Raw genomic sequence first — 20,663 nt, 5'->3', positions numbered from 1 at the left:
CACTTAAACGGCACCTCGCTACACACCTGTGGCGAGTCATGCTCGCAGATGAAAAACGGGGCATTCGAGCCATATCGAGAGAATCCCTCACTGCCGCTTGACAAATAGAGAGGCACCAGACTTCGACCGCGGTGCGCCTTTGCTGCTCGCTGGTGTATTCGCGGGAGTAGAGCAGTTCTTCGGCGAGGATGCGGTTGTAGCGTTCGACTTTCCCGTTGTGTTTCGGTGTGTAGGGCTTGATGCGGTAGTGCCGAGCTTCGCGGAGTGAAGCGGTGAAATCTGCTGCCCGGTAGCATGATCCGTTGTCGGTGATCACGCGCTCGATCCGGTTGATGCCGTGGGCGGCGAAGAAGACGCGGGCGTTGTTCATGAAATCGATGGCTGTTGCGGCGGTTTCGTTGTCTCGGGCTTCGGTGTACGCCAGGCGGGTGTTCCCGTCGATCGCGGAGTGCAGATAGGTGTAACCGGTGCGGGCCTGCTTGTTCTTCGATTTCCGGCGCCGGGATCGTTTGGCCCGCTCGGACCCGCGACCGTGAGCACGCCAACCACCGCCGTCGGGGATTTTTCCGACTTTCTTGATGTCGACATGCACCATCTGGCCAGGTCGTTTCGCTGCGATGACCTGCGGTTTGCGGTTGTTCTCGCCGTTCGGGTCGATGAATCGGCGCCGGTGCAGGCCTAGGTTTCGCAGGATTTTCGTGACTGTTCGACGCGCAATCACCGTTCCATCCATACGGAGTTCGAACTCGATTCGCGAGGCCGACCATTTCCGGGTCCGGCGCATGGATTCGATCTCGGCCACCACCGCTGCTGCTGTGGCAGTCGGGTGATGGTGTGGCGTGCTGGATCGGTCCTGTATTCCCAGGTCGCCATACTTGCGATACCGGTTGACCCATGTGGAGGCGCATTGACGGGAGATGCCCATCTCGGCGGCGACATGGGCGATCGGACGGCTCTGACACCGCTCGATCAGGCGTCGTCTTCCCTCCACGGTTAGCGGAGCATTACGGTGTGTCACAGGGCTGGTCCTTTTTGGTCGAGAACGGTTGTGTCGCAACTCCCATTCTTACGCCGAGGACCAGCCCGTCTACTTCAATCCCGCGTCAGCAACGTCCATACCCACAACACCTAGTTCCATCAGTTGCCTGACAACGCGCGAGAGGTAGTAGGGGGACAGGCTATTCTCGGGCTCCTCGACCGCCAGAAGCGTCAATGTCGGCAGCGTACCTGCGGAGAGGTCGAAACGGTCTTCGTGACCGCCTTCCGCTACCTTCGATTCGATGTCAAGGGTCGCTGCGGTGAGAGCGAGGTGCAGCATGGAGCGCTGGCCGTCGCTCAGAAATCGGGCGTGACGTTTACGGCCAGTATGCGATGGCCGAAACATCAACTCGGCGTTCCCAACCAGTGCAGCCACGTCACGGTTGATCGGTTCAAAAGTTGGAACTGTGTCGGTCGTATCTTGATGCAGTTGTTGCCAACGCTTCGCCAGCGCTTCCTCCACCGTCGATACGGCCGGCTCAGATTCGAACTTTTCGAGCAAATCGGTCGCCGCATCAGTAACGTGCCCGCGCAGATCATCCGACCAGCGGCTCGCACGCCACAATCGTCCGCGCAAAAAAGTTGTAATCTGTCGAGCTCCGTCCCGCGAGGCCGGGACGTAGACCATTTGGATCCTATTCCGATCAGCTCCACGAAATGGAACCCAGTTATCGCCATAGTCCTCGTCGAAGTTGTAAATCACACGGCGCTCGTCCTCAACGGTCCCCTCGATCAAACCATCGTCGGTCCATGTCGCACGGAGTGCGATGCGGCATTTCAGTTGGCCGTCAACTGTTGCGGCCATGTGACGGAAGAACTCCGGGACGCTGGCGGTCATACTTGAAGGCGTCGCTTTGTCTGCGACGTCGAGTTCGGGAAAGGCGAGGATGACTTCAATCGCCAGCGTTCGTTCCTGTGGGGACTGTTCCTCATCCGCTGGCACATGGAAATCTTCGACTTGAATTTGCCGTTGTTCTTGCGTGACACCGAACAACCGGAGGAGCGCTTGACAGACTGCTGTCTTGCCGGAGCCGTTTGCACCGATCAAGGCAGTTAACTGCGGGTCCAACGAGACTGTGGTGGGCTGCGCCCCAAAGCATTGGAAGTTCGTCAGTGTCACGCTCTCCACGTACATGCAGGTTCCCCTTAGATGTTTACTACTTTGGTAGTCGCCGATGCCGCGCCGTCAGCTTAGGTCAAGCGGTGATGACGCTAGCTCGCCAATCGAGGTCACGTCACCATCTACATGGCAGTTCGGCGTGCACGAACGGGGCTGCCCGAGTCCAGCCGTGTGTGTGACGCCGTACTCAAGCCTCCCGTGGAGCGTCCACGTGGACTTCATCCGGCGGTGGACCGCTCTCCTACCGCGTGGGCACACGCCGTGAGTAGCCCTGCCACTATGAGCGCGACAACGAATGACACGGATGAAGGGATCCATGAAGCGATTCGGTTGAGGCCGTCGTATCCGAATGCCGTTACACCGCTTGCGATTGCCGCAATCGAAGAACCTCTCCAAATCCATTCGCTCGGACTTTCACCCGTGACGAGGTCCGCGAATGAACGGTGAACAAGGTACTGACCGAGGACGACAGTGCCGCTCGCTGCCAAGCAGACGAGTAGGGACTGACCTGCTCCGGGTAGGTGGCGTACGAAATATGTCAGGGTACCGGTGAATCCGAGGAACGCGGCGGCGGAGAAGAGGGCTGCGCTGAGGTAGCAGCCCAGTTCGCTGTCGCGGTACGGCGTGCGATCGATGTCGATCGCAACGAAGATCGCGGTGACGACCCCGACGAACAGCACGCCGGTCAAAACCAGTAGCACGGTCCATCCCAGCCAGTTCCAATGCGACCAGTCCCCGTAGTGATTGACTGCCACTTCTTGCATGAGCGATGCCACTCCATTGTCGGTGTCGTGCGCTGAGTAGTGTTGTGTTGAAATATTTTTCATTGCTTCGAGTTGCCACTGTTGAGGACCTCCGCCGTCGAGCAGCGGCTGCCTTTCAAGCGATGTGGCCGTCTTGGCCTGAGAAGCAACTCCAGCGACTTCGGCTAGTCAGCGACGTTGGTGTCAGTGTGGAGTTCGGCCGCAGCTGGGTCAGTTGCGCTCCAGCGTCTGTGCCATCGGGTCGCTGGAGGCGTGAAGATCGGTCCGTTGCTTTGAGCGGCGAGCACATCTCCCCCCTCTGGTGCAGTTTGGTGTAGCGCGCGGAGAGAGCCGCCAGGCAGCAGTTCAGTTGGACCGGATCAGCGTTGTTGTGCTCGTCGCGGAAGATCGCTTTGTCTTCATCGGCAATGAGTGGGTGGGCTTGGACCATCTGCCACGGTGTGGCCGTGGTGACGGTTCCGCGTGCATCGAATTGCCGGCAGTAGAAGTTGTTGATCAATCCTGCACGTGCACGCCAGATCTCGTTGAGGAGTGCGAGGGCCGCGTCACTGGTGCCGTGTTCGGTGGGTGCAGGAATGTCGTGGGCTTGACCGGTTTTCGGGGTGTGGGCTGTACCCAAGCGCAGGTAGAAGTCGACGTTCTGTTCTACACACCAGCGCTCTATCCGTGCGGCGAGTTGTTCATCGGATGTTGTCGCTGTCAACGCTTCGATTGCGAAGGGAAGGTCGTGTCCGATCGAGGTCAGCGCCGCGCCCAGTGCATCGTCTTTGCGGTAGTCGAAGGAACGGTACGTCGTCCATCGCGTGGCGGTAGCCGTGCTGGTGAGGGTGACGATCGGGGATCTGTCTCCATGGTGGTGGATCGTGACTTCGATGTGTCCTGGCGCCGCTGAGGGCTGAGAGACGAGACGGCGGATCGGGGCGTCAGCGGCTACGAGCGCATGTGACGGGCACAGGTTCGGGTGGATGCTGCGTGCACGTTCTGCGGCGAGGGTTCTGTCCACAGTCGCCGACGACATGCTCAACAACTGTTCTGTAGTTGTCGTTTGCGGGGTGAGGTGGCCGTGGCGGACGAGTGCGCCGACGAGCGTGGGAAGCGCTGGGACGAGCCGCTTTCCGGTCGGCATGTCGAGAAGTTTCCAGCACCAGGTAAGGAGCTCCACCGTCTCCGGGCTGTACTTGAGCCGTGATCGAGGTTGCGGGTCGACGGCTCTGGGGGTGGTGGTCCATTTTAAGACGCGGCGAGCGTGGCTTCGGTGCCATCCAGTGCGAGCGCATAGTTCGTCGAGAAGTACACCTTTGGTTCGCTTGTCCGCGCTGGCGTAGGCAAGGGCGATGTCTTCGACGATGCGCTGGCGGCCCTGCCCGCGTGCGGGTTGTGCGCGCTTGTTCGTTACCGACATTCAGGTCCCCTCCTGTGTTGGATCTGTCCTCCTATCTAGTTGTCGGATACCGAACGTCCCGAATCGACAGTTTCCGAAAGAATTTTTCGTTGCTGTTCGAGGAAGCGTCGCTCGACATCGTTTTCGACCAAGATCAGGGCTTCGTCGAGGGCGCAGAGAGCTTCTTTGATGTTGCCGAGCCTGCGGTGCATGTCGGCTCGGGCTGCGGGCAGGTAGTGGTAGCCGGAAAGTTGGTGATCGGTACCGAGAGGATCCAACGCCGCGAGGCCTGCTTTGGGGCCTAAGGCTTCACCGATGGCGATGGCACGGTTGAGCGCAACGACCGGTGAGGGCCAGATAGCCACCATCTGGTTGTAAAGGTCCACGATCCGGATCCAGTCGGTTTCGTCCCACCTACCGGCTTGGGCGTGCACTGCGGCAATGGCTGCCATCAGCGCGTAGCGGCTCGGGGGACGCTGTTTCATCGCGTGGCGCGCCAGAGTGAGGCCCTCGTGAATCGCTGTGTGGTCCCAGAGTTGGCGATCTTGTTCACTCAGTCGCAGCAGTTGGCCGTCACTGTCGGATCGAGCTTCGCGGCGGGCATCGGTCAGCAGGACCAGTGCAAGCAGCCCTGTCGGCTCGGATTGGTGTGGTAGCAGCTCGTGCAGCAACCGGGCAAGGTGCAGCCCGCGTTCAGCGAGATCTCGTCGTTGCAGTTCCGATCCGGAGGGGGCGGTGTGGCCTGTGGTGAAGACGAGGTGGATCACGTCGACAACCGCGTCCACCCGGCTGGCGAGTTCCTCGGCGGCTGGCTCGCGGTAGGGGATCCCGGCGGTCGCAATCTTCTTCTTGCCGCGGGTGATGCGTGCCGCCATCGTCGATTCCGATACGAGGAAGGCCCTTGCAACGTCCGGGGTGGAGAGCCCGCAGACTAGCCGCAAGGTCAGGGCCACGCGGGTGGAGACGGGCAATGCTGGGTGACAGCAGGCGAAGATCAACCTGAGTCGGTCGTCGGGGATGTCTTGGTCGTCGAGGTTGTATGCATCGCCAACGATGAGCAGGGGAAGCTTGGTGTCGAGCAACTCACGACGCCGGATGAAATCGATGGCCCTTCTTCGCGCCACAGTGGTCAACCACGCCACGGGGCTCTCGGGTACACCATGTTCGGCCCAGTTGGTCAAAGCCGAGGCGTAGGCCTCCTGCGCGCATTCTTCGGCGAGATCGAGATCGAGGGTCGTTCGAGCCGCGGCGGCGAGAACGTATGCCCATCCCGTTCGGTGCGCATCAGCGATTGCAGCGTGAACGCCAATTTGGTGCATCAGCTCGGTCCCCCTGTTGCCATGATCCATCTGTTGCACGCCCGGTCAGATTCCGCGGATCGGTCGTACTTCGATTCCCCCGAAAGGTGCCGGCAGTTCTCGGGCAATGACCAGAGCTGCATCGAGATCGTCCGCTTCGATGACGAAGAAGCCGCCTATCACCTCCTTCGCTTCAGCGAACACACCGTCGATGATGGTGACCCCGTCCCCGTCGCCGCGTCGAAGGCTGGTGGCGGACGAGGAGCTGTGCAGCCTCCGCGATTGGGTGACCACATCGGCATGATCGGCGAGGAATGCCTGATAACGCGCTTCGAGGGCTCCTGGATCTTCTCGTTCGCATCGCTCGATCTGTTCTTCGTCTTCGTGAACCAACAGCAGGTATTCCGGCATGACCGCTCCCCTATTTTCGTATTCAGTTGAGTCAACTCACTCTATATATGTCGAACGACAGGAAGCCGAAATCGACACTCTGGCCGAACTTTTCGCGAACCTTTTTAGTGATGCGACGACGCGGTTTCGGGCAGTACTACAAGGTGTAAGACTATTTCGGATTCCAGTGTGCCGACTCATGTCTCGTTTCAGAGAGTCGGCGCTTTCATCTCGCTCCAATTTTCGGGAGGCGATTGTGAGTTCCCTCGTCAGCAGGGTCGCAAGCAGGCAGGCCGATGAGGTCGATTCGCGCTTTCACTTGGCACCAGGACTACGCCGTCAGATCAACAAGGTATTCCCCACTCATTGGTCCTTCTTGCTCGGCGAGATCGCCCTCTACAGCTTCGTGGTGTTGCTCATCACAGGCGTGTTCCTGACATTGTTCTTCGACCCCTCACAGGCCGAGGTCATCTATCAGGGGGCATACCAACCGCTCAACGGGGTGGTGATGTCGCGTGCATACGAAACCTCACTCGATATTTCCTTCGAAGTGCGCGGAGGATTGTTCGTCCGCCAGGTTCACCACTGGGCCGCACTGATGTTCGCAGCGTCGATGATCGTGCATATGGCGCGCATCTTCTTCACCGGTGCGTTTCGCCGACCCCGTGAAGTCAACTGGGTGATCGGATCCCTGCTCCTCATTCTGGCGATGTTCGAGGGCTTCTTCGGATACTCCCTGCCGGATGATTTGCTCTCCGGTACCGGATTGCGCTCGCCGCTCGGTGGAATCACGATGGCCATACCCGTCGTCGGTACATGGCTGCATTGGGCCATCTTCGGTGGTGAGTTCCCGGGGACGTTGCTGATCCCGCGGCTCTACGTCATGCACGTGCTCATCTTTCCGGGTTTGATCCTTGCTCTTGTCGCAGCGCACCTGGCGATTGTCTGGTACCAGAAGCACACACAATTCCCGGGGACTGCACGCACCGAGAACAATGTCGTCGGCGTCCGAATCCTTCCGGTGTTCGCGGCGAAATCGGGCGCCTTCTTTGCCCTCGTCTTCGGGATACTCGCCGTGATGGGTGGCCTGTTGCAGATCAATCCGATCTGGGTTCTGGGCCCATACAACCCTGCGCAAGTTTCTGCAGGCTCCCAGCCCGACTTCTACATGATGTGGACCGACGGTATAGCGCGCCTGATCCCGGCCTGGGAGATCTATCTGTTCAACCGGTACACCATTCCCTCGGCATTCTGGGTTGCACTCGCAATGGGTGCGGTGTTCGTCCTGATGATTGCGTATCCGTGGATCGAAAAGCGTTTGAGCGGTGAGGACAGCCATCACAATCTTCTGCAACGCCCCCGCGACGTTCCGGTGCGTACGGCAATCGGGGCAATGGCGATTGCCTTCTATGTCGTGCTGACGATTTCCTGTGTCAACGACCTCATCGCGCTGAAATTTCACATATCGCTCAACGCGATGACCTGGGCGGGACGAATCGGTGTGATCGTCTTGCCTGCGATAGCGTATTTCGTGACTTACCGGTTCTGTATCGGGCTGCAGCGCAGCGACCGTGCGGTCCTCGAGCACGGTATCGAGACGGGCATCATCAAACGCTTGCCGTCAGGGGCCTATCTGGAAACGCATCAGCCACTCGGACGCGACGGCGAGGCGTTGGAATATCAGGGAGCGGCAGTTCCCAAGCGGATGAACAAGCTCGGCGCCGCGGGACGACCCTATCCCGGTTCACTTTTGGGTCCGGACCCTGAGGACGAAGTTGAAGCACTGAGCCGCGCGGAGGAAGAGTCCGAGCACGAACTTCTTGCCACTCTCAGTCAACGTCAGATCACCGGATCGGCCGACTAACCGCACGCAAACGACACCGCGGGGCGCTCCTGGAATCAGGGGCGCCCCGCAGTTCGGCATGGTCACGGCTGGCCGTACGTCGAGTCCTTCTTGCCGGTTTTACCGTGGTGGAGCGGTCGACCACAGTCCTGTATTCGGTGGTGATTTCACGAAGGCGCGGGGCTGGGGCGGCGGCAGGATCGCCGGCGCGGGAGGCTGTCTTCTTCTCGGACTCGTTCATCGCCCGATTTGCCTCAACGATGCTTGTTGTCGGGATGATGCGCATCGCTTCGTAGGATCGCAGTGCCGAGACAGGGTCGGTTGCGCGTGTGAAGCACTCTGCCAGTGCGCCGGCGTCGATGATCGCCTGGGATGCTCCGTTGGCCCCGATCGGATACATCGGGTGCGCCGCATCGCCGAGCAGCGTCACCCGGCCGGAGCCCCAGTGACTCAACGGATCCCGGTCGACCATCGGGTACACGGAGACCTGCGGAGAGCGGGCTGCCAACTCTGTCAGGTCGAACCAGTCGAAATTCCATTCTGCGAGTGCGTTGACGAGTCCGGTGCGCTCGTCTTCGCTCGGGCTTCGTCTGTCGGAGGGAGTCAAGCAGACCCAGTTGAGCAGGGTCCTCCCCTCTGCGTTCGCTTGTTCGCTGCAGGGGTACGCCACCAGGCGAGTGCCGGTGCCGTCGTTGGCGATGATCATTGTCACGCCGTCGAGAAACGTGTACGGCAGGTCGGCCAATCCTCGCCACATGGTGGTTCCCGCGACGCTGACCGGCGCCTCGTCAGGATGAAGCCAGCGCCTGACGGTCGAGTGCAGCCCGTCTGCTCCGACAAGGACGTCGGTGTCGAGTGTGCGGCTTCGGCCGTCCGAGTTCACGACGGTCAGTTGTATCGCCGTCTCGCCGCTGCCAGAGATGTTGGACAGCCGGGCGTCGGAGTGCACGGCTCCTGGCCCGAGTCGCTCGGTTACCGCGTCGAGGAGCATCATCTGCAGGTGACCCCGGTGCACGGAGTACTGCGGATAGTCGTGGCCCGCTGCGATTCCTCGGGGTTCGGTCCACAGGGTCCGCCCGCGATGGTCGACGTATCGATGAGCCTGTGTGGCAACGCCGATCCTCGCGAGCTGATCGGCCAGGCCCAGTCTGGACAGTTCGGCGATCGCGGTGGGCTGGACGTTGATCCCGACGCCGAGGGGAACGATCTCGGGTGCGGATTCGAACAGCGCAGCCTCGTGGCCTCGCTCGTGCAGGGCCAGAGCGGCGGACAATCCGCCGATCCCGGCCCCGGCGATACTGATCCGGGGGCGTGTCGTGGTCAGGTCTTTGCTGGCCATCGCTGTAGTCCTTTCGGGTGCCGACAAAGAGAAGGCCCAGGCGGAACCGGTGGTTCCCGCCTGGGCTCTGTGGTGGATGTTGGTCTTGATCAGGCCTGTGTCACCGAGGCGACCGAATAGGGGCCTGGTGCCGGGGTGGCAAGCTCTGCGGCCTTCTTCGCGAAGACCTGCGCGTCGGGATTGGTGGCCACGGCCTTGATGTCGTCAGGGCTGCTCCACTGGGCCAGGTTGACGACACGAGAACCGTCCCGGCTGGCGAAGAGATTCACCGAGATGAAGCCGGGCTGGTGCTTGATGACCTTCTCGGTGCCCTCGTTGAGGACATCGATCAAGTCCTGCTGCTTCGCCGGGTCCTTGAGTTCCAGAATGTTGATGAATGTTGCGACCTTGTCGCCTTCACGAATCACTGTCTCAGTCATGCCATTACGGTAATCCGCCGTTCCTGCGTTGGCTAGGGTTCGAGAGAGACGTAGACAGCTTTCCGCGCCGAATACCCGTCCTCGCGAGCATCATTGGTGATTCATCAGACACGCTGGCGCGTAATCACTTGATTCGTCACAATTTTCGCGAGCACAGATCTGATGCAACGCTTGCGCGCATCTTCAGTGAGGCGTCATATCGTTGCAGATCTCGGAGCCATACTGTCATCGTTAGGGCGTCAGTTACCACCGAGTCAACGGCGCACCCGTTCGGATCGTGCGCACGGCGAATCGAAATCGTTGCCACTCAGTAATTTTCCGAGTTTCAGGCATGTGCACATTCCGAGAGGTCATGCGATGTACGAAGTTTTCGGCCCCGAGCAAGAAGCGGCACGTTCAAGGAATCGGAGCGCGGTCGCTCGTTATATGCAGACACGGGGCCTCGATCGGTTGAGAAGACACGAACTGTTCACACAGGACGGCGAGGGCGGCCTGTGGACTACCGAGACCGGCGAACCGATCATGATCAAGGGAAGAGATCGACTCGCTGAACATGCCGTGTGGTCGCTCGAGTGCTTCCCGGACTGGTCATGGTTCAACATCGAGATCTTCGATACACAGGATCCCGATCGTTTCTGGGTCGAGTGCGACGGCGCCGGAATCATCCGATTCACCGGCTATCCCGAAGGTCGTTACGAGAATCATTTCATTCATTTCTTCCGCTTCGTGGACGGGAAGATCAGCCAGCAGCGCGAATTCATGAATCCCTGCCAGCAGTTCCGTGCGCTGGGCATAGCGGTACCGAACGTGATCCGCGAGGGAATTCCGACCTGACAATGACCGGCCCCAGCAATCCGACCTAGCGGAGTGATTCGTGATCCCCTCAGCACTGACGTCGACGGTGAATTCTCACCAACCGCCGTGGCAAGACCATCCCCAACTCGACCTCGTGCGCAACGTGCTCGAGACGACCACTGTCATTGCAAGTCCGGTCGAAACCGACCAACTCGCTCGACGCCTGCGTGCCGTCGAGGCCGGCCACGCGAGCGTTCTCCAGATGGGCGATTGTGCGGAAGACCCCGCGCACTGCACACCCGCCCACGTCCACCGCAAGCTTGATCAACTCACTGCAAGCGCCGGCGCAGTGGCAACACCTACCGGCCTTCCTGTTGTTCAGGTCGGTCGTATCGCAGGACAGTTCGCCAAACCTCGCTCCAAGGCAACCGAAACCGTCGGTGATCGCGAAGTGGTCACCTACCGGGGTCACATGGTGAACCTGCCCGACAGCGACGAGGTCAGCCGGACGCCGGATCCGCTCCGGATCCTGATGGGGTACCTGACGTCGAAGCAAGTCGCCGCCACCATCGCCGGCTTCAACCGCGGGCGGGCCTTGGAGGATCGAGTATGGACGAGCCACGAGGCGCTGCTACTCGATTACGAACACCCCATGATGCGCTCGGGAAGCGATGAACGCACGTATCTCACCTCCACGCACTGGCCGTGGATCGATGAACGTACGCGCAACGTCGACGGTCCCCACGTCGCCACGCTGGCGCACATCGCCAACCCCTCTGCCTGCAAAGTCGGCCCGACAGCTACCGAAGGCGATCTCGTAGCGCTGTGTTCTCGGCTCGACCCCTATCGAGAACCCGGCAAGCTCGCCTTGATCACACGGATGGGCGCTCAACACATCCGTACTCGACTGCCGGCGTTGATGAGTGCAGTTCGCGCGGCCGGGCACCGTGTGCTGTGGATCTGCGATCCGATGCACGGCAACACACTCAGTGCAGGGGATGGCACCAAGACCCGAGTCGTCGACGACGTCATCGACGAGATGACGGGCTTCGTCGGTGTTGCCGATCAGACCGGAACGCGGGTGCACGGGCTACATCTCGAGACCACCCACCTGGCCGATGTCAGCGAATGCGTCTGGTCGAGTGCAGATCTCGCCTCTGCTCGGCCGAGTAGTCCACTGTGCGATCCGCGGCTGAACCCGGAGCAGACTGCTGCCGTGGTGCACGCCTGGGGCGAGATGCTCGCACGACATTACCGAGCAGTGGAGACGCCGTCATGAGTGGTGATCTCACTGTCGAGCCGTACCTGCTGCCCAGTCCAGGTGAGATGCCGGATGCATTGGTGGACTGGGATATCCGGCCGCAGCAGGCGACGTTACTCATCCACGACATGCAACGTTATTTTCTGTCTCCATTCCCGGAACGATGCGTTCGGAGATCGTGGGCAATGTGCGCGATCTGCATTCCTGGGCGCAGCGGGCAGGGGCGGCCACGGCTTACACCGCGCAGCCGGGCAGGATGAGCGTCACCGATCGCGGACTGTTGCGCGATTTTTGGGGCCCGGGGATGCAGACCACCGATGCGGACCGAGCACTTGTCCCGGAACTCGAACTCGGCGACGACGCGTGGCCCTTCGTCAAGTGGCGTTACAGCGCTTTCCACCGATCCGACCTGCTCACCCGCATGCGTGAGGACGGACGCACTCAACTTGTCCTGTGTGGTGTGTACGCCCATGTCGGTATCCTTGCCACTGCCCTCGATGCGTACACCCACGACATCGAGGTGTTCCTCGTCGGTGACGCGGTCGCCGACTTCACGGCCGCAGATCACCGCCAGACACTCGAATACACCGCACGCTGCTGTGCACGGGTAGTCGCCACGAAGTGGGTGACCGAGCGATGAGCCTTCCGACCTCGACCGACCTTCTGACCGAAATCCTGGCCGGCAACCGCTCGGTGTACGCCCTCATCTGCCGCACCGACCCTGCCACTGGTGCTCGCACCGTCACCGCGTTGTCCGGGCAGCTACGGCAGCACGAGCTGATCGAGGAAATATCCACGACCGCTGACGTATTCGTCCTTCTTCCCTATCGTCAAATACGCGAACGTGGCTATCCGGCCCACGACGACGGTGCACCGCTGCTCGCGATTTCCATCGACGAGCAGCAGGACTACCCGCTGAGCGGCGTGCTCGACAAACTCCCGCGCCGCTCCTTCGCCCTCACCGGCGGGCACTTCGACAGCTCCGACGCCGACTACGCACGGAAAGTCGCCGCGATCGTGTCCGAGGAGATCGGCAACGGACGCGGTGCGAACTTCGTGATCAAGCGCGAATTCTCCGCCGAGTGCACCCCCTACAACCCGGCAGTCCCTCTGTCCGCGTTCGGGGAACTCCTCGACAACGAACGCGGCGCCTACTGGACCTTTCTCGTACACACAGAGGACCTGATACTCGTCGGCGCATCACCTGAACAACACGTTGTACTCGACAACGGCACAGCCGTGATGAACCCGATCAGCGGAACCTACCGCTATCCACCCGGCGGGCCGACCCTGGACGGAGTCCAACAGTTCCTCGACGACCGCAAAGAAACCGACGAGCTGTACATGGTGGTCGACGAAGAGCTGAAGATGATGTGCCGCATCTGTGAGCCCGGCACGACTCGAGTCCACGGACCGGCCCTCAAGGAGATGGCGTGGGTCGCTCATACTGAGTACTTCATCGAGGGGCAGACCCACCGTGACCCGCGAGAAGTATTGCGGGAAACGATGTTTGCGCCCACCGTGACCGGAAGCCCGGTAGAAAGCGCGACGGAGGTCATCGCCCGTTACGAAACGACCGGTCGCGGTTACTACAGCGGTGTGGCGGCATTGATCACCCGATCCGGTGGCGGGGCACCCACTCTCGATTCGGCGATCCTGATTCGTACAGCGGCGATCGAGCCGCACAGTGGGCGTGTACGGGTGGCGGTGGGGGCCACGTTGGTTCGGCATTCCGATCCTGCGGCCGAAGTCTACGAGACCCACGCCAAGGCGCAGTCGGTTCTCGCGGCATTCGGGCACAGCAAACCCCATGCCAGCTGGAATCGCCACCCGATGATCACCACCGCCTTGGCGCATCGCAATAACCAGATCGCAGGATTCTGGTCGCCGAACTACTCCCACGACGTCCGCTCCCGGGTACTGGACGGACGTAAGGCGCTCGTCGTGGATGCCGAAGACACGTTCACCGCGATGCTCGACCACCAGCTGCGCTCCCTCGGTTTGACGGTCACCGTGCGCCGATTCGACGACATGTACACCACCAGTGACCACGATCTGGTAATCGTCGGGCCGGGGCCCGGTGATCCCACAAATGTCGATGACGAGAAGATCGTGCACCTCCGAACACAGATCGACGACCTGCTCTCGACACAGCGTCCGTTCCTCGCGATTTGCTTGAGCCATCAGATCCTGGCCTCGCGTCTCGGTCTCCCTCTCGCCCGCAGAGCTGAGCCGAACCAGGGTAAACAGGCGCGCGTCGAGATCTTCGGACAGAGCGAGAACGTCGGCTTCTACAACACCTTCGAAGCACGCACTGCTTCCGGTCGGATCAATGTCGCGGGCGTCGGCCCGGTCACTGTTTCCGCGGACACCGCCACCGGAGCGGTCCACGCCCTCGAAGGGCCTCACTTCGCGTCCGTTCAGTTCCACCCCGAGTCGATCCTGACCGTGAACGGGCCGCGCATCCTCGCTCTCATGTCCGAAAGGCTGCTCTCGACGTGAAACTCGAATACATCGTGTGGGACCTCCAGGCAGACGACGACCCGTCAGTGACCCACCTCAATGAACTGACCGACACCGCAGCTGTCGAGGCGTGGCGCTCGGTGCCCGGTCTGGCTGCCAAATACTGGATCCACGATCGAGGAGCGCGGCGGTGGGGAGCGATACTGCTCTGGGATGACGATCGCCCGGCGGGCAAGCTCCCGGCTGGGCCGGCCGTCGAACTCCTCGAACGAGAACGTGCTCACCGCAAGGACTTCGAGGTCCACGCCTCCATCGAGCATCGACCCAAGAGTTCTCGGCGCACTCTCCGATACTGCGTCGTCGACGCGTTCGCCAGTACGCCTCTCAGCGGTAATCCGGTCGCGGTGTTCTTCGGCGCAGACTCGCTCGCGACGGAGACGATGCAGCGAATCGCCGCAGAGTTGAATCTGTCCGAGGTCACCTTCGTCTTGCCGGCCGACTCGGCAGAATCGACTGCGCGGATTCGAATTTTCACCCCCGTCAACGAACTCCCCTTCGCCGGGCACCCCATCCTCGGTACCGCTGCCGCTGTTGCCGCTCAGACAGGTGCGAAGGAGCTCGCGTTCGAAACCGCGGTGGGTCTGGTCCCGATGACAGCTGAGCCCGTCGACGACTACTTCCGCGTCACGATGGAGCAACCACTCCCGACGTGGTCGCCAATGCCTGACACCGAACAGAGATCACTGTTGGCAGCCTTGGGGCTCGACGCAAGCGCACTTCCGATCGAGACCTACGACAACGGCCCACGCCACACGATCGTCACCGTCGAGAGCATCGAGGCGCTCTCTGCTCTGCGCCCGGACCACCGTGCGTTGTCCGAGTTCGAGAACATGGCGATCAACTGCATCGCCGAAGACCTCGACGGGGTCTGGCGAAACCGGATGTTCTCTCCCGCCTACGGGGTGGTCGAAGATGCCGCCACCGGATCAGCCGCCGGCCCGATCGCCATCCACCTCGCGCGTCACGGACGGATCGAATACGGCCATGACCTCCGCATCCACCAAGGTGTCGAACTCGGACGACATTCCGTGATGCACGCCTGCGCCGACATCGATCCTCACACCGGCAAGCTCGCCTCCGCACTGGTCGGAGGCGACGCGATCACCATCGCGCACGCAACCCTGTACCTCGGATCCGATCGAGGCACCGACCATGAGTAGCCAATACGAAACCATCACCGGAACCGCTCGCCCATTCCTGGAATATTCCGATCCACCACCCACGCCGCTGGACCTGTTCCAGATATGGATCGAGCAAGCTGAGATCGCCGGGGTCCGTGAGCCACTCGCGCTGTCCTTGGCCACGACAGACAGCGTCGGCCGCTGTTCTCAACGCACCGTCGCCGTCACCGACATTTCCGCTAGCGGATTGTCCTTCTCGACGCATACGACAAGCAGGAAAGCACGCGATCTGCATACGAACTCGTGGGCAAGTGGCCTGTTCTACTGGCGCGAACTCGCCCGTCAACTGATCATCTCCGGTCCCGTACTCAAACTCAGCGCCGCGATCGCCGACAAAGTGTGGGACGAGCGCGCCGAACCCCTCAAACCCATGTCGACGGCCTCGCATCAGAGTCTGCATCTCGGCGACCCCGAAGTGCTGCTCGCACGCAGTGAGAGTCTCGGCCAACACACCGATATCGCCCGCCCTCACCGATTCGCCGTCTACCAACTCCAACCGCATCGCGTGGAGTTCTGGGCAGCAGACCACTCGCGCCTACACCGCCGATTGCTCTACGAACGCGGCCCACGTGGGTGGACCGTCGATCGACTTCAGCCCTGAAACACTCGTCCTACACAAAGGATTGACATGGAACCCGACACGTCACTGGACGCGATCGTCATCGGCGCCGGATTCGCCGGCATCTACGCCCTGCACAAACTTCGCAACGAACTCGGACTCGCAGTGCGATGCTTCGACAAAGCCGACGGTGTCGGCGGCACATGGCATTGGAATCGGTATCCCGGCGCGAAGTCGGACAGCGAAGGGTTCGTCTACCGGTATTCCTTCGACAAGGAGATGCTTCAGCAATGGTCGTGGACTAACCGCTATCTCGAACAAGCAGAAGTCCTCGAGTATCTCAATGCCGTGGTCGATCGCCACGACCTACGCCGCGACATCCAGCTCGAGACTGCTGTCACCTCCGCACGGTGGGACGATTCCCTGGCACGGTGGGAAGTACGCACCGACTCCTCCAAGGTTTATCGGAGCAAGTACCTGATCACCGCCCTCGGGGTGCTCTCCGAACCCAACACACCGGAAATACCTGGTATCGAACAGTTCTCGGGACAGGTAGTGCACACCAGTCGTTGGCCGGAGGGGCTTGACGTCGCCGGCCGCAAAGTCGGCGTGATCGGCACCGGTTCGACAGGCACCCAATTCATCTGCACCGCCGCGGAAACCGCCCAGCAGTTGACGGTGTTCCAGCGCACCGCGCAGTACAGCATCCCCTCCGGCAACGGCCCGATCGATCAGGAATACCTCGACCGGTGCCGCAGCAACTACGACGCCATCTGGGACCAAGTCCGCAATTCGATCGTCGGATGCGGATTCGAAGAGAGCACGGTCTCGGCGACGTCGGTGTCGGAAGCGGAACGAACCCGTGTGTTCGAGGAAAGCTGGCAACGCGGAAATGCCTTCCACTTCATGTTCGGGACCTTCAACGACATCATCTTCGATCCCGCGGCGAACCTGGCCGCAGCCGATTTCGTTCGGGACAAGATCGCCGCGATCGTGGACGATCCCGATACAGCCCGAAAGCTCATGCCCTCAGGGTATTACGCCACTCGTCCCATCGCGAACAAGGGATACTACGAAACTTTCAACCGGCCGAACGTCTCCCTGGTCAGCATCAAAGACAACCCGATCACCAGGCTGACCGAGAACGCAGTAGTCACCGCGGACGGAACCGAACACGAGATCGATCTACTCGTACTCGCCACCGGCTTCGACGCCGGATACAAGAAGATGCACCTCACGGGACGCGACGGAACACCGATCAGTGAACTCTGGAACGAGACCACCGCGGCCTACCTGGGTATCGCCACGCACCAATTCCCGAACATGTTCATGGTTTACGGCCCCAACAGCGTCTTCACGAACCTGCCGCCAGGAATCGAAACACAGGTCGAATGGATCACCGAACTGATCCGCCAGGCCGAAACACAAGGCTCGGCCACTGTCGAGGCCGACGAGACCGCCGTACGTACATGGGCGCAACTCTGCGACGACATCGCCAACGCATCACTGTTCCCGAAAGCCCATTCCTGGATCTTCGGCGCCAACATTCCAGGAAAAACCAGCCGGGCCCTGTTCTATTTCGCCGGTCTGGGCAACTACCGGCGCGTTCTCGCGGACGAGGCCGATGCCGACTACCCGAACTTCACCTTCCGCAGCGATGACCACACGTCCCTGGAGCGAGAGCATGCCTCAATTCCGCAGTGACCGCCGCACACCCGCCGACTACGGACTTCTCGTCGCAGCCGCAACCCTCTACAACGACAGCTCCGTAGGCCTGGTCCAACAACAACTTTCAAAGCACGGAATCCGAAGCACCATCTCCGGCCCCGAACTGTCCGGCCCCGGAATCGCCCGCAAAGTCCTCGTCTTCCCCGAAGACCACCACCGCGCCTTCCGCGTGCTCTGCAACGAGAACGAAGACCTGTAAACGACCGACTGACGATCCACTCACATGCTCACGTCATGCGCCACCACGTTGACGGCGCTGGATGAACTGGAGCCGGCAAGTCGTGTTTATGACAGCTTGATTCGAGACCACTGTGACGGCTTGATCCAGACCCATCTGCGACTCGCCGCAGTGGTGGTGACGGTTTGAGCGGAGTACGCCTCGGTGACCGCCGCGGCGGAGGCGATCGCCAAGCAGGTCGGCGTCGGGCAGGAGACGGTGCGGCGCTGGGCTCTGCAAGCTCAGGTCGACACGGGTTCCCGCTCGGGCACCACCTCGAAGGAATCGAAGGAATCGGCGGAGATCAAAAAGCTCAAGGCCGAGAACAAGCAGCTGCGTGAGGACGTCGCCATCCTCAAAGCTGCGACAACTTTCTTCGCGGGGGAACTCGACCCCCGCAACCGATGATCATCGCTTTCATAGATTCGTTGCGTGCCAACGGTTCTGCGGTCGAGTCGATCTGTCGAGTCCTGAGCGATCAGGGCTGCAAGATCGCCGCGAGAACTTATCGAGCATGGCGAGTACGCACGCCGGCTGCGCGCACCGTCTCCGACGCCCACGTCATCGACGCAGTCAGGGAGGTCGTGTGGAACACCGACGCCGACGGCCGGCGGAAGATGACACCCGAAGGGCTGTACGGGAGAGTGAAGATGCGCGTACATCTGGACCGGACCGCGATCCCCGGGGTGTCCTACGGTGCGGTCGATCGTGCGATGAAATCGCTCTGCCACAACGGAATTCGACGAGCGAAAGGAATCAGAACAACCATCCGATCGGCGGACGGCGTGCGAGCGGGCGACCTGCTCAACCGACAGTTCCAGGCCGAGGAACCGAACCGAGTATGGGTCACCGATTTCACTTACGTCCGAACATGGGCCGGGTGGGTCTACGTGATGTTCATCATCGACGTGTTCTCCCGGCGGATCGTCGCCTGGCATGCCTCGATGTCGAAGACCGTGGACCTGGTGACGATTCCGCTTCGGATGGCGCTGTGGCAGCGCCGCCGTGAGGGCCATCCGGTGAAAGCGGCTGAGCTGATTCATCATTCGGACGCGGGCAGTCAGTACACGTCCGTGAAGCTGACCGAGAAGTTGGCACTCGAGAACATCGCGGCGTCCATCGGATCGGTCGGGGACGCCTACGACAATGCCCTCGTCGAGTCAGCTAACGGGTTGTACAAGACCGAGTGCATCCGAACGACGATCTTCCACTCGGGGTCGTACAAGACGGTCACAGACGTCGAGTTCGCGACCGCTGGTTGGGTCGAGTGGTACAACGTCAAGCGCCTTCATTCCAGCATCGGCCACATGCCTCCGATCGAATACGAAACACTCCACTACGCTGACCTCACCACCGAGGATCAGCCCCAACTGGAGGCGGCACAGAACCTAGGGTGATTCATCTTGCGGTCACTCATCCACTCCGGACAGCTCCAGAACCGGATCAACGCACTCTAAATCCGGAAGGGCCGGAAATCCGGAAGGGCCGGAAAACCCCCGCAACGAGGCGGTGGCCTTGATCGCCTGCAGGTACCGGTCGATCGTCGCACCGCTCATCGACTCCAACTCGGTCCGCACCGACGGGCTGTAGTGGCCGCGACCGTCGACGAGCTCGCCGTGGGCCTCCAGCGAATCCAGCAGCAGGACCATCTGCGCAGCCAGATACGGACCACAACTGCCCCCGGACAGGACCCACAGGTGTTTGAGAACCTCGCGTGCGTCGGCACTGTACTTCCGGGGCCGAGACCTGCGCCGATCCATCCGCACCACGTTCGGCGCCCGCGAGCCGGCCTCCACCAGAGCATGCCTGGCGCGGCTGCGGGACAGACCGGTCAGCTCGCAGAACTCATCGAGCATCCGGCCCTTGTCCTTCTTCGACGCCGCCAGGTACAGCTTGGCGTACTTGCGAGTGACCTCGACCACCGTCGACCTCGACAGATCCGACCCCATCCGCTCATCGTCGACCCGGCCCCGGCTTCGCGGCTACCAGTACGTGAGGAACCAAGTCCCGTTCGCGGCTGACATACGTGATGATTGCCGAGACCTTGTCAACACCGGCGACGAACCGGCACCATGAACCCCAGTCGAACACCGACACGTGAGCCTGTATCCCGAACAACACATCACCCTGTACGCGGACACGGGGCCGATTGTGCGACCGGGTGATGTCCAGGTCGCACAGGAGTGAGGCCAGCGGTTTCGAGGTCATCGCCGCGCCCCCGTCGGCGTGGAGATATCCCGGTGCTCGGCCTTGCTCGGCGATGGCGTCGGCGACCAGGTCAGCGGCTAGTTCGCCGTCTCCGACGGTCTCGATGCACCAGCCCACGACGTAGCGGGAGAAGATGTCGATGACGACGTGAGCGTGGTACCAGATGCCCTTGGTCGGGCCCCGCATTTTCGTGATATCCCCTGGAGGACCAGACGTCATTTTGCCTGGTAGTGACCAGTTCGGGAATCTTGCGCGGTGGATGGGTGGCGTGCCGGCGGCGCTCACCGTTCATCCGGTGCGCGGCCAGGATCCGGTGCAGTCGAGCTCGCGGGCCCACACCTGGGCCACGGACAGATCGGCGTAGCCATCGCTGGTGAGCACCTCCAATATCGCGGCGCGCTCGGCGGCGGTGAGCTCGGCAGGATGGCGGGCTTTGGGGTGTGGCCCGTACGGGCGCAGAGTCGGGTTCGCCGAGGAATGATCGAAACCTGTGGATCCCGGGAGGACGCACCTTCCCGGATGATGATCTGTACACGAACAGGATTCTGATCAAGTCCAGCGCGCCAACGCTGGCGGGAAGGTACGCCCGTGCTCAAGAT

General features: G+C 61.3%; 18 protein-coding genes and 2 pseudogenes. 10 read left to right on the top strand and 10 right to left on the bottom strand.

Annotated elements, in window-relative coordinates:
• The 6 genes from ATN38_RS01280 to ATN38_RS01255 all read right to left on the bottom strand — a co-directional run.
• A partial coding sequence (locus ATN38_RS01280) for an IS481 family transposase (protein ID WP_218747424.1) occupies positions 1-1,018 on the bottom strand: 1,018 nt, incomplete at its 3' end.
• Between the two features lie 69 nt (positions 1,019-1,087).
• Entirely contained in the window at positions 1,088-2,173 is a 1,086-nt protein-coding gene (locus ATN38_RS01275) for an ATP-dependent endonuclease (protein ID WP_021334692.1), read from the bottom strand.
• A gap of 203 nt (positions 2,174-2,376) precedes the next feature.
• Positions 2,377-2,922 (bottom strand): hypothetical protein, encoded by a 546-nt coding sequence (locus ATN38_RS01270; protein ID WP_030537985.1) that lies wholly within the window; start codon positions 2,920-2,922, stop codon positions 2,377-2,379.
• Positions 2,923-3,037: 115 nt separating this feature from the next.
• Positions 3,038-4,324, bottom strand: coding sequence for a hypothetical protein (locus tag ATN38_RS01265; protein WP_031332332.1), 1,287 nt, complete (start codon positions 4,322-4,324; stop codon positions 3,038-3,040).
• A gap of 35 nt (positions 4,325-4,359) precedes the next feature.
• Positions 4,360-5,622, bottom strand: a complete 1,263-nt coding sequence (locus tag ATN38_RS01260) for an RNA polymerase sigma factor (protein ID WP_051253235.1) — start codon at positions 5,620-5,622, stop codon at positions 4,360-4,362.
• A 45-nt stretch (positions 5,623-5,667) separates the two neighbouring features.
• A complete protein-coding gene (locus tag ATN38_RS01255) occupies positions 5,668-6,012 on the bottom strand; it encodes a YciI family protein (RefSeq protein ID WP_021334696.1) in 345 nt (114 codons plus the stop codon).
• A 178-nt stretch (positions 6,013-6,190) separates the two neighbouring features.
• On the opposite strand from ATN38_RS01255, the gene ATN38_RS01250 reads away from it, so the two are divergent.
• The gene (locus ATN38_RS01250; protein WP_080712837.1) at positions 6,191-7,855 is read left to right on the top strand and encodes a cytochrome bc complex cytochrome b subunit; all 1,665 of its coding nucleotides are present in this window, start codon (positions 6,191-6,193) and stop codon (positions 7,853-7,855) included.
• On the opposite strand, the gene ATN38_RS01245 is transcribed toward ATN38_RS01250, so the two are convergent.
• The gene (locus tag ATN38_RS01245) at positions 7,836-9,173 is read right to left on the bottom strand and encodes an FAD-dependent monooxygenase (RefSeq protein WP_218747423.1); all 1,338 of its coding nucleotides are present in this window, start codon (positions 9,171-9,173) and stop codon (positions 7,836-7,838) included. The genes ATN38_RS01250 and ATN38_RS01245 overlap by 20 nt on opposite strands.
• An 89-nt stretch (positions 9,174-9,262) precedes the next feature.
• A complete protein-coding gene (locus ATN38_RS01240; protein WP_021334645.1) occupies positions 9,263-9,592 on the bottom strand; it encodes an antibiotic biosynthesis monooxygenase in 330 nt (109 codons plus the stop codon).
• A gap of 357 nt (positions 9,593-9,949) precedes the next feature.
• Between ATN38_RS01240 and ATN38_RS01235 the strand changes: the two genes are divergently transcribed.
• The 9 genes and pseudogenes from ATN38_RS01235 to ATN38_RS01190 all read left to right on the top strand — a co-directional run.
• Positions 9,950-10,426 carry a PhzA/PhzB family protein gene (locus ATN38_RS01235; RefSeq protein WP_030537981.1) on the top strand — a complete coding sequence of 159 codons (477 nt, stop codon included), beginning with the start codon at positions 9,950-9,952 and terminating at the stop codon, positions 10,424-10,426.
• Positions 10,427-10,466: 40 nt separating this feature from the next.
• Positions 10,467-11,666, top strand: coding sequence for a 3-deoxy-7-phosphoheptulonate synthase (locus ATN38_RS01230; RefSeq protein WP_021334647.1), 1,200 nt, complete (start codon positions 10,467-10,469; stop codon positions 11,664-11,666).
• A pseudogene (locus ATN38_RS01225) lies at positions 11,663-12,288 on the top strand (isochorismatase family protein). The gene ATN38_RS01230 and the pseudogene ATN38_RS01225 overlap by 4 nt, the downstream one beginning before the upstream one ends.
• Positions 12,285-14,150 (top strand): anthranilate synthase family protein, encoded by a 1,866-nt coding sequence (locus tag ATN38_RS01220; protein ID WP_021334648.1) that lies wholly within the window; start codon positions 12,285-12,287, stop codon positions 14,148-14,150. The pseudogene ATN38_RS01225 and the gene ATN38_RS01220 overlap by 4 nt, the downstream one beginning before the upstream one ends.
• Positions 14,147-15,331, top strand: coding sequence for a PhzF family phenazine biosynthesis protein (locus ATN38_RS01215; RefSeq protein WP_021334649.1), 1,185 nt, complete (start codon positions 14,147-14,149; stop codon positions 15,329-15,331). The genes ATN38_RS01220 and ATN38_RS01215 overlap by 4 nt, the downstream gene beginning before the upstream one ends.
• Positions 15,324-15,953: a pyridoxal 5'-phosphate synthase gene (locus ATN38_RS01210; RefSeq protein ID WP_021334650.1), complete on the top strand. Its 630-nt coding sequence runs from the start codon at positions 15,324-15,326 to the stop codon at positions 15,951-15,953. Before ATN38_RS01215 ends, ATN38_RS01210 begins: the two co-directional genes overlap by 8 nt.
• A 27-nt stretch (positions 15,954-15,980) precedes the next feature.
• Positions 15,981-17,615 carry an NAD(P)/FAD-dependent oxidoreductase gene (locus tag ATN38_RS01205; RefSeq protein WP_011331502.1) on the top strand — a complete coding sequence of 545 codons (1,635 nt, stop codon included), beginning with the start codon at positions 15,981-15,983 and terminating at the stop codon, positions 17,613-17,615.
• On the top strand, positions 17,596-17,838 hold the full coding sequence (locus ATN38_RS01200; RefSeq protein ID WP_011331503.1) for a hypothetical protein: 243 nt from the start codon (positions 17,596-17,598) through the stop codon (positions 17,836-17,838). Before ATN38_RS01205 ends, ATN38_RS01200 begins: the two co-directional genes overlap by 20 nt.
• A gap of 168 nt (positions 17,839-18,006) precedes the next feature.
• Positions 18,007-19,253 (top strand): annotated as a pseudogene (locus ATN38_RS01190) (IS3 family transposase); the annotation flags it as partial.
• A 12-nt stretch (positions 19,254-19,265) separates the two neighbouring features.
• Here the strand turns inward: ATN38_RS01190 and ATN38_RS01185 are convergent.
• Both ATN38_RS01185 and ATN38_RS01180 read right to left on the bottom strand, forming a co-directional pair.
• A complete protein-coding gene (locus ATN38_RS01185; RefSeq protein ID WP_021334653.1) occupies positions 19,266-19,805 on the bottom strand; it encodes a hypothetical protein in 540 nt (179 codons plus the stop codon).
• Between the two features lie 4 nt (positions 19,806-19,809).
• Positions 19,810-20,283: a DDE-type integrase/transposase/recombinase gene (locus ATN38_RS01180; RefSeq protein WP_080656781.1), complete on the bottom strand. Its 474-nt coding sequence runs from the start codon at positions 20,281-20,283 to the stop codon at positions 19,810-19,812.
• Positions 20,284-20,663: the final 380 nt, after the last annotated feature.

This window comes from Rhodococcus sp. FH8, assembly GCF_019266085.1.
GTDB classification, from domain to species: Bacteria; Actinomycetota; Actinomycetes; order Mycobacteriales; family Mycobacteriaceae; genus Rhodococcus_F; species Rhodococcus_F qingshengii.
This window is presented reverse-complemented; position numbering and strand designations above follow the sequence as displayed.

Bases quoted from the DNA above. Each gene is read 5' to 3' on its own strand.
- ATN38_RS01220 (WP_021334648.1), top strand. From the start codon at position 12,285: ATGAGCCTTCCGACCTCGACCGACCTTCTGACCGAAATCCTGGCCGGC.
- ATN38_RS01200 (WP_011331503.1), top strand. From the start codon at position 17,596: ATGCCTCAATTCCGCAGTGACCGCCGCACACCCGCCGACTACGGACTT.
- ATN38_RS01180 (WP_080656781.1), bottom strand. From the start codon at position 20,283: ATGACGTCTGGTCCTCCAGGGGATATCACGAAAATGCGGGGCCCGACC.
- ATN38_RS01270 (WP_030537985.1), bottom strand. From the start codon at position 2,922: ATGCAAGAAGTGGCAGTCAATCACTACGGGGACTGGTCGCATTGGAAC.
- ATN38_RS01250 (WP_080712837.1), top strand. From the start codon at position 6,191: ATGTCTCGTTTCAGAGAGTCGGCGCTTTCATCTCGCTCCAATTTTCGG.
- ATN38_RS01240 (WP_021334645.1), bottom strand. From the start codon at position 9,592: ATGACTGAGACAGTGATTCGTGAAGGCGACAAGGTCGCAACATTCATC.
- ATN38_RS01205 (WP_011331502.1), top strand. From the start codon at position 15,981: ATGGAACCCGACACGTCACTGGACGCGATCGTCATCGGCGCCGGATTC.
- ATN38_RS01275 (WP_021334692.1), bottom strand. From the start codon at position 2,173: ATGTACGTGGAGAGCGTGACACTGACGAACTTCCAATGCTTTGGGGCG.
- ATN38_RS01260 (WP_051253235.1), bottom strand. From the start codon at position 5,622: ATGCACCAAATTGGCGTTCACGCTGCAATCGCTGATGCGCACCGAACG.
- ATN38_RS01245 (WP_218747423.1), bottom strand. From the start codon at position 9,173: ATGGCCAGCAAAGACCTGACCACGACACGCCCCCGGATCAGTATCGCC.
- ATN38_RS01265 (WP_031332332.1), bottom strand. From the start codon at position 4,324: ATGTCGGTAACGAACAAGCGCGCACAACCCGCACGCGGGCAGGGCCGC.
- ATN38_RS01210 (WP_021334650.1), top strand. From the start codon at position 15,324: ATGAGTAGCCAATACGAAACCATCACCGGAACCGCTCGCCCATTCCTG.
- ATN38_RS01235 (WP_030537981.1), top strand. From the start codon at position 9,950: ATGTACGAAGTTTTCGGCCCCGAGCAAGAAGCGGCACGTTCAAGGAAT.
- ATN38_RS01255 (WP_021334696.1), bottom strand. From the start codon at position 6,012: ATGCCGGAATACCTGCTGTTGGTTCACGAAGACGAAGAACAGATCGAG.
- ATN38_RS01185 (WP_021334653.1), bottom strand. From the start codon at position 19,805: ATGGGGTCGGATCTGTCGAGGTCGACGGTGGTCGAGGTCACTCGCAAG.